This is a genomic window from Scytonema sp. PCC 10023 (assembly GCF_963920835.1).
GTDB lineage: Bacteria > Cyanobacteriota > Cyanobacteriia > Cyanobacteriales > Nostocaceae > Kalymmatonema.
On sequence record NZ_CAWUDP010000281.1, the window covers coordinates 1 to 1,579 of the forward strand.

General features: G+C 41.4%; 2 protein-coding genes. One reads left to right on the top strand and one right to left on the bottom strand.

The genetic code is table 11. From position 1 onward, the window contains the following. Positions 1–109: 109 nt before the first annotated feature. A complete protein-coding gene (locus ACM0OZ_RS48705; RefSeq protein WP_414590134.1) occupies positions 110–277 on the bottom strand; it encodes a hypothetical protein in 168 nt (55 codons plus the stop codon). A gap of 63 nt (positions 278–340) precedes the next feature. Here ACM0OZ_RS48705 and ACM0OZ_RS48710 point away from each other — a divergent pair, with 63 nt between their 5' ends. Then, positions 341–1,567, top strand: a complete 1,227-nt coding sequence (locus tag ACM0OZ_RS48710) for an RNA-guided endonuclease InsQ/TnpB family protein (RefSeq protein WP_414590135.1) — start codon at positions 341–343, stop codon at positions 1,565–1,567. Positions 1,568–1,579: the final 12 nt, after the last annotated feature.

The window sequence follows — 1,579 nt, forward strand, 5'->3', positions numbered from 1 at the left end:
TTTAGCTTCTTCGCCGTAAGCCCCGCGCTATAACGGTACTCCGTGAGCGCGCCGGGATTGCTCTGGCGGACAAAAACGAGGTGTACCCCCAACCTATGCTGACTGTCGGTTAACGCGGGAGTGGGGTACCCTCGTTTTTGTTATTTTCCGGGATTTTTAACGAGTCAATGAGGTCTTCAATAACGTGAGTCATTGTCGTATCTTTCATTGCAGCGTATAACCGCAACTTATTTAATCTGCGTTCACTCATCCGCATTTTAAACCATTCTGTTTTCATTTTTTGTACCTACATATTACCTACTATTGTTATACTAGCAGATAACAAGGAGGTGATAAACAAATGAGGACTGCGTACCAATACAAACTACGACCAACGAAACAACAAGTAGCAAGTATAGATAGATGGTTGTCTATGCTTTGCGCTCAATATAATTATTTTTTAGCTGACAGATTCAACTGGTATGAGCAAAATCGTTGTTCAATTAACGCTTGTCCTCTTGTTTGTCATTTACCTGAACTAAGAGATAACCCAGATTATTATTCACAAAAGAAAACGCTACCTATTTTAAAGAAAACTCATCCTCATTACGGTGATATTCATTCACAAGTTTTACAGGATGTGGTCAAGCGAGTTAAGGTAACATTTGACCGTTTTTTAAGTGGAGATAGCAACGGGAGGAGAAGCGGTAGACCTCGTTTTAAGTCTCGTGACCGTTACCGGACTTTTACTTATCCACAGATGAAGGATGATTGCATTCAAGGTAGTTTAATAAATCTTCCGAAACTGGGAAATATTAAAGTTATTTTGCATCGTCCCATGCCTAATGGGTTTAAGATAAAGACAGTCTCAGTTACTAAAAAAGCTGACGGATACTATGTAACCCTCAGTCTCGAAGACCCGACAGTCCCTAGTGTCAAGCACGATATTAATCCTGACTCAATAACAGGGATTGACCTTGGTCTGAAGGAGTTTTTAACAACTTCTGATGGTGAACCTGTTGCAATTCCTCAACACTACCGCAAGTCTCAAAAACGTTTGCGAGTTATTCAAAAACGGGTATCTCGTCGTAAAAAGGATAGTAATCGTAGACGTAAAGCAGTAAAACAGTTGGGCAAGCAACATAAAAAAGTTGCCGATAAACGGAAAGATTTTCATTTTAAAACTGCAAAACAATTGCTGTCAAAATACGATGTTGTTGCTCATGAAGACCTCAACGTTAAAGGACTTTCAAAATCCCGTCTAGCAAAATCTGTGCATGATGCCGGATGGTCAAGCTTCTTGTCAATTCTAGCCACCAAAGCCGAAAATGCTGGGTTGTTGGTAATAGCTGTGAATGCTTCCGGTACCTCACAAGATTGCTCTAGTTGTGCCGTGAAAGTTCCCAAGAAACTACATGAACGTTGGCATTCTTGCCAGTGTGGTTGTTCGCTAGACCGTGACCACAATGCAGCGATAAATATAAAAAATAGAGCGCTGGGGCATCGCGTTCTTAAAGCTCAGTTAATGTCCGACGGGATACCGGGAGTCGCTCTTGAGCCTACACTGTACTGTACTCAGTCAGTGTAGGAGTATGTCACT